Genomic DNA, 7,714 nt, shown 5'->3' on the forward strand with positions numbered 1-7,714 from the left:
CCTTTTAAGATACCTATTTATATAGCCTCAGTTTTTCTAACGATATCATCCATTAAATTTGATATCTTTTTATCAACTATATTTTTATCTTTACCATTACATCCAAAATAGAACTTTATCTTAGGCTCTGTTCCTGATGGTCTTATAGCTATCCATGAATTATCTTCTAATATAAATTTTAGTACATCTGATTTTGGAAGACCATCTATTCCATTTGAGTAGTCTTTTAATTCTTTTATACTTAAATTCCCTATAGAATCTATATTTGAGTTTCTAAAATAATTCATTATAGATTTTATTTTTTCCATTCCATCTATACCTTTTAAAGTTATAGATTTTAATTCTTCTCTAAAATATCCGTATTTTCTATAAATTTCCATTAATCCTTCATATAAACTCATACCTTTATCATAATAGAAAGCTGCCATTTCAGATATTAATAAAGATGCAACAACACCATCTTTATCTCTGGCATGGGTACCCACTAAGTATCCATAACTTTCTTCATATCCCATTATAAAAGTTTTTTCATTGTTATTTTCAAATTCATGGATTTTTTCACCTATAAATTTAAATCCAGTTAAAGTATCTATAGATTCTACACCAAAAGATTTTGCTATTACTGATCCTAATTCTGATGTAACTATAGTCTTTACAATTGTAGGATTAACTGGAAGTTTGTTTTCATTAGTTAAATTTTCTAGTATATAATTAACTAGTAATGAACCTACTTGATTTCCATTTAATACTATGTATTCACCGTCAGTATTTTTAACTACAACCCCAACTCTATCGCAGTCTGGGTCTGTTCCTATTATTATATCAGCGCCTTCTTTTTTAGCTTTTTCTATAGCTATATTGAAGACTTCCTTTTCTTCAGGATTTGGATATTTTACTGTAGAGAAATTAGGATCTGGTAATTCCTGTTCTTTTATTACCTCCACATTTTTAAAGCCAACTTCCTTAAGAGCAGTTCTTATAGGAACATTTCCTGTACCATGTATAGGCGTGAAAAATATTTTTATATCATTCCCAACTTTGTCTATTATATCTTGTCTAAGAACTTGAGTTTTAACAGCTTCCACAAATGCATTATCTACATCATCACCTATAACTTTTAATAAACCTTTGTCAATAGCTTCATTTTTACTTATAGTTGGTATAGTACTGTACTCTTTTACCTCATTAACTTCTTTAATAATCTCTGAAGCAATATCTGGGCATACTTGACCTCCATCAGTCCAGTATACTTTATATCCATTATATTCTGGCGGATTATGACTAGCAGTTATCACAACTCCAGCTGTACATCCTAAATATCTTACAGCAAAAGATAATTCTGGAGTTGGTCTTAAACTATCGAATATATATGCTTTTATTCCACAAGCAGCTAATGTTTTAGCTGTTTCTAGACAAAACTCTGCTGATTTATGTCTACTATCATATGCTATTACAACACCCTTTGACTTCCCTTCATCACCACATTTTTGTAAGATGTAGTTTGCAAGTCCAAAAGTTGCTCTTCTTACAGTATAGTCATTTATTCTATTTGTTCCAGCTCCAATTACCCCTCTTAGTCCACCTGTTCCAAATTCTAAGTTCTTATAAAATCTATCTTCAATTTCTTTTTTATTATTTTTTATGTTTAATAATTCTTTTTTAGTTTCGTCATCAAAATAAGAATTATTTATCCATTCATTATAAGTTTCTATATATTCCATAATTATCCACCTCTTGTTATAAAAATACTTAGTATACTATAAATACTTAGTTTGACCTTCTTCTTTTAGCTTTTCTACAATCAGTTTAACATCTTGAGCTTTATCTTTTTTACATACCATTACTGCATCTTCTGTTGAAACAACTATTAAATCTTTTATCCCTACTGTAGCTATTAGTTTATCTTCTGAATAAACTACAGAGTTTTCAGTGTCAATAGTTATAGTTTCACCTCTTTTTATATTTCCTTGTTCATCTGTATCGTATATAGCTCCTAGTACATCCCATGATCCAACATCATTCCACCCAAATTCCCCAGGTACTACAACTACATCATCACTTCTCTCCATAATACCATAATCTATAGATATAGATGGAATTGTAGGGTAAATTTGTTTTATCATTTCAGACTCTTTATCTGTTCCTATATATTTTGAAAGTTGTTCTAACTTATCATATACTTTTGGTAAATATCTTTTGAAATCTTCTAATATTTTAGATACCTTCCAGACAAACATTCCACTATTCCACACATATTTTTGAGATTTTACATATGCTTTAGCCTTTTCATAGTTAGGCTTTTCTACAAATTCTAATACTTTATATGCTCCATTATTGTAGCTTTCATCTTTATCAAAGTTGATATATCCATATCCTGTAGATGGAAACGTAGGATTTATACCTATCGTCACTAATTTGTCATTTTCACTAGCAACTTTTATTGCATCATTAATTGTATTTATATATCCTTCTTCATCTTTTATATAGTGATCAGCTGGATATACACACATTACTCCATCACCATGTTTTTTCATTATGCTAAATGCAGCAAAACCTATTGCTGCTGCGGTATTTCTAGCTGATGGTTCTTGAAGTACATTTTCATGTATACATTTATCTTGCACAGTTTCCTTTAATAAATCACTTTGAGTTTCATTAGTTACTATATATAAATTATTTTTATCAGAAATAGAACTAATTCTATCTATCGTTTCATTAATTAATGTATCTACTCCACTTAAATTTAATAGTTGCTTTGGGCTAGCTTGTCTACTCATAGGCCAGAATCTAGTTCCTCCGCCTCCAGCCATTATTACATTAAATATATTCATATCTATCACTCCGATTTTTTTATAATACTCTACCTATACTATTCATTTTGTTCTTATGTTCTAAATGTTTTTCATCCACATAATTCTTAATCTTTGACTTGAATATTTCTTCATCAAAAGTTAATGCATGTTTTCTTATATCTTCTTTATCCCAATTCATTTTTTCAAACTGCTTTACAGCTTTTACTAATTCATCTGTTTTTTGATCTTCAAAGAATAATCCAGTTCTTTCAGATACTACAGTCTCTAATGCTCCGCCTTTGCCAAATGCTATTACTGGTCTTCCACTCGCTTGAGCTTCTAATGGCGTTATCCCAAAATCTTCTTCCCCTGGGAATATAAATGCCCTACAGTTAGCATAGTGCTCTTTTATTACTTCATCTGGCTGTCTTCCCATAATCTTAACATTGTCTTTTGCTATAGATTTTAAGTACTCTAACTGAGATCCCCCACCTATAACCACTAGTGGTAGTCCTAATTCATTAAATGCTTCTACAGCTAAGTCTATTCTTTTATATGGTACTAATCTAGAAACTATAAGGAAGTATCCTTCATCCTTGTCCGATATATTAAAATATGAACCTTTAACAGGAGGATGAATTACATCAGCTTCTCTTCTATAATGTTTGTAAATTCTTTTTGCTACATTTTTAGAATTTGCTACATAATAGTCGACTCTATCTGCAGATGCTTTATCCCACATACGTATGTAGTTCATTATATATTTTATAAGTTTTTTCTTAGCTTTTCCTAATTTTTCTCTTTCCATATATTCATAATAGAACTCCCAAGCATATCTCATAGGTGAATGGCAGTAACATATATGTGCTGTATCTGGTGCAGTAATAATTCCTTTTGCACAAGAAGATGAGCTTGATAATACTACATCATAATCAGTAAAATCTAATTGTTCCCAAGCTGTTGGCATAAAAGGCAAAAACATTTGGTGATTTGTTTTACCTTTAGGTAATTTGTCAATAAATGTAGTTCTTACATCAATATTTCTTAATTCTGGATCTAGATTTTGTTCATTATAAGATACTGTGTATATTGGTGAATCTTCATATATTTGTTTAAAGTTTATAACAACTTTTTCAGCTCCACCCATATTGGTTAACCAGTCATGTGCTAAAGCAACTTTCATAATTATTCTCCTCTTAATACTTTTTGATATATTTCATAGGTTTGTCTTGCAGTTTTTTCCCAAGAAAAATAACTGCTCCTCTTTATACCTTTTTCAATCAAATCGTTTTTTAAATTTTCATTAGTTATTACATCTTCTATTTTAGAAGCTATATCCTTAATATCATATGCATTGCAGATTAATGCTGCATCTCCAACAACCTCACCTAATGCACCTTCACTTGAAGAAACAACAGGTATTTTTCTTGCCATAGCTTCTATAGGAGGGAATCCAAATCCTTCATAAAGAGACGGGAATGTAAAAACATCTGCACATCTGTATAAAATTTCTAACTCTTCATCCGTTACATAATCAGTAAAGATCACATAATTTTCTATACCTAATTCTTTTGATTTATTAAGGATTTCATTATACATCCACCCTTTTTTGCCTGCTATAACAAGTTTATGTTTGTATCCTTTTTTTCTTAATATTGAAAACGCCTCTATTAATCTTTCTAAGTTTTTATGCGGAGATATAGTTCCAACATACAATAAATATTTTTCATCTATATTAAATTTATTTAATACATTTTCTTTATCTGATTTAGTTATATCTACATGAGTATGTTCAAATCCGTTATAAACAACTTCAATTTTCTTCTCATCTACGTATGGATAATATTTTTTTAATTCTTGTGCTGTGAAATTAGAAATACATATCAACTTATCAGCTTTCTTTATTGTATTTTCCATGAAAATTTTTTTTATAAAAACTTGACTCTTTGTATATTTATCTTCCATAGTATGCATAGCCATATCATGTATAGTAGCTACTTTTTTACCTCTATAAAGTATAGGAGTTGCATAATCTGGAAAATGTACTAACTTATATTTTTTAAATGTTTTTAAACTTTTTAACTGTTCTTCTACTATTCTGTCTTTACTTCCACTTATAGTTTTATTTAAAACCCTTATATTATCTTTCTTAAAGCTAGACTTTACGCTATTTTGAATAAGTATATCAACATTTTTATCCATATATTCAGATAGTTTATGTGTATATCTAGATATACCTGCTCCATTTTTAGCATATTGTAATCCATTTATTATAACTGAATTCATATTCGTCACCTTATTTCAATTTTTTGTTTATATATATTTTTTCGTTACTATTTAATATTACATAGTCTGCTATTGCAAAATATATCCATAAATATAGATAGTATGGCTCTGGAACTGAAATAAATAATATGCCCCAACTAATTATTATTAATATAGCTAAAGATACAGTTTCAGATTTATTTATTTTAAATAACTGATATAGTTGTTTAATCAAAAATATAGCAAATAAAGTATTTCCTATTATGCCCATAGCTGCTAACCATGTAGACATTAAATCTTTTGACCTTAGGCTTCCAAACCCAACTCCAAATAAAAAGTTATCTTTAAATACCTGTAAGTGTTGCATTAATGCTATAGTTCTCTCACTCCCAGATACTCCTCCACCTTTTATTTTAAATAAAAAGTCTCTGAATATATCTGTATTAATAATATATATAACAATCGCAATAACTATAATAAAGAACATAGCTATTCCTACTAAAATTAAACCTCTTCTTTTTGATTTCAAAAAACTTGACTTTATATTTTTAAAATTCTTAATAAATTTGTTTATAGCCAATATTGCTAAAATCCCTATAAATAAGAATATTCCTATTAAAAAACTGCTACTTTTCGATACTACTAGAGGTAGTATCATAGTTAATATATAACATATATATATATATATATTAACTTTTTTAATGTAAATTTTAAAGTTATAAATAACATAGCATAAAATTGGAACTAATGCTAATGCATAAAAAGAAGGCTCACCTGTTGGCCCCGATGGTCTATTGACAACTAAGCTTAAAAAATCGACTTGCTGAATATTATAGTTATAGTGTCTAAATAATAAATCAAATATTTTATAATTTAAGAACATCTGTATAATACCTAAAACTCCTAAAGATATTCCACTATATAAAATTACATAATTAAACTTATCCATAAAATATTCATATCTACTATATTCGCTATCAATAGAAATATATGATGTGAAGTAAACTATAAATCCTAATAATAAGTATATTAACTGAGTTATATTACTTAAAGAAAATCTTACAGGAGAAAAGTCCATATGAGAGCTAACACCTATGACATAGCTATCTGTTTTATCAAAAAATAAAGGTATAAATATTGATATACTAGCATATAAAATGAACAATGTTAAAAATACATTTATATTTTTATATTTTATATTTTTCATTATAATTAATTCATAAATAAATTTACATATAAGAAGTCCTGCCATAAACTGTTGTAATCCTATATATAAATCTAAATATTCAACATATGCAACTGCTGTTGATGTGAAAAAAGATGTAAATAAAGTTAATAATATAAAATTAGGTATTTCCAATTTTATACTTAAAAAAATCATAAGAGGTATAATTACCCATCCTATATACATAACGCTCATATTTTAAGCTATCTCCTTCTTAAACAAAATTGACAAAAGCTTAATAATTCTAACTTTAAGCTTTTGTCTGAAATACATTTTATTATGATGCATTTTTATCTCCTAATAATGCTGGTATAGTCATCATTATAAGTTTAATATCTATAAATATATTTCTTTCCTTTATATATTTCAAATCTAATTCTATCCATTCTTCAAAATCTATATTATTTCTTCCACTTACTTGCCAATAACAAGTTAATCCTGGTTTAACCGATAACCTTTGTAATTGGTATTCATCATACTCTGATACTTCTCTTGGAATAGGAGGTCTAGGTCCAACAAAGCTCATATCTCCTTTTAATATGTTTATTAATTGTGGTAGTTCATCTATACTAGTCTTTCTTATAAATTTACCTACCTTTGTTATTCTAGGATCATTTTTCATTTTAAATGCTGGTCCATTCATTTCATTTTGTGCTTTTAATTGCTCTAGTAATGCTTCTGCATTGTGTACCATAGATCTAAATTTATACATTTTAAAGGTTTTAGGATATTTTCCATTTCTTTCTTGGCCAAAGAAAATACTACCTTTAGGGTCTTCTACCTTAATCGCTATGCTTACTACTATAAATATAGGCGATAGTATTATAAGTCCTATTAAAGACCCTGTTATATCAATTAGTCTCTTTAAAAAGAGATAAATTGGAGATGCATATGCATCTGCATCATATACAAATTTTCCATCACTTATATCTATTGAATTATTGCTTAAATATTTATTTTGCATATTTTCTCCCTTTCATTTTTATATTATTATTTGTCGTTAATTACTATATTATTATATTTTTAAATATGCAATTACTTCTTAATATTGCTTATTATTCTATCTTATTATAAATTTTACTTATTAATTTTTAATCCATATAATTTCAAGATAAATTGTAATCTTTCTAACATAAACTTTATATAATAGATTTATAATTAAATCTATTACTAATTTTTTAGTTTTTAAAAACTTGATGATATTTTACATTTGTAGTTGTCCTTTCCAATTTAATAAATATATTTTTAGTTTCTTAGTATTATGCTGATAAATTTGTTAATCCTAATAAAATCAAAGCACTACTTTCAATTTTATACTTTTTACTATAAATTTATTAAGTCATTATAAATTAAGTAAATATTTATAATATTTAAAGCTATATCCTTATATATATTTTAAAATATAGTAATATAGTAATATAGTAATAATTTA

At 27.2% G+C, this 7,714-nt stretch carries 6 protein-coding genes; all 6 read right to left on the reverse strand.

The genetic code is table 11. The annotated features are described in order from the left end of the window. Window positions 1-17: 17 nt before the first annotated feature. Window positions 18-1,721 carry a phospho-sugar mutase gene (locus ACRDDE_RS00585; protein ID WP_438624813.1) on the reverse strand — a complete coding sequence of 568 codons (1,704 nt, stop codon included), beginning with the start codon at window positions 1,719-1,721 and terminating at the stop codon, window positions 18-20. 36 nt (window positions 1,722-1,757) lie between these two features. Next, window positions 1,758-2,831 carry a mannose-1-phosphate guanylyltransferase gene (locus ACRDDE_RS00590; RefSeq protein WP_438624814.1) on the reverse strand — a complete coding sequence of 358 codons (1,074 nt, stop codon included), beginning with the start codon at window positions 2,829-2,831 and terminating at the stop codon, window positions 1,758-1,760. Window positions 2,832-2,850: 19 nt separating this feature from the next. Continuing rightward, on the reverse strand, window positions 2,851-3,975 hold the full coding sequence (locus ACRDDE_RS00595) for a glycosyltransferase (RefSeq protein WP_053832678.1): 1,125 nt from the start codon (window positions 3,973-3,975) through the stop codon (window positions 2,851-2,853). Window positions 3,976-3,977: 2 nt separating this feature from the next. Further along, window positions 3,978-5,078, reverse strand: coding sequence for a glycosyltransferase family 4 protein (locus tag ACRDDE_RS00600; RefSeq protein WP_438624816.1), 1,101 nt, complete (start codon window positions 5,076-5,078; stop codon window positions 3,978-3,980). Between the two features lie 10 nt (window positions 5,079-5,088). Then, window positions 5,089-6,477: a hypothetical protein gene (locus tag ACRDDE_RS00605; protein ID WP_438624818.1), complete on the reverse strand. Its 1,389-nt coding sequence runs from the start codon at window positions 6,475-6,477 to the stop codon at window positions 5,089-5,091. A gap of 82 nt (window positions 6,478-6,559) precedes the next feature. Next, on the reverse strand, window positions 6,560-7,246 hold the full coding sequence (locus tag ACRDDE_RS00610; protein WP_438624820.1) for a sugar transferase: 687 nt from the start codon (window positions 7,244-7,246) through the stop codon (window positions 6,560-6,562). Window positions 7,247-7,714: the final 468 nt, after the last annotated feature.

Source organism: Paraclostridium sp. (assembly GCF_051656405.1).
Classification (GTDB): Bacteria; Bacillota; Clostridia; order Peptostreptococcales; family Peptostreptococcaceae; genus Paraclostridium.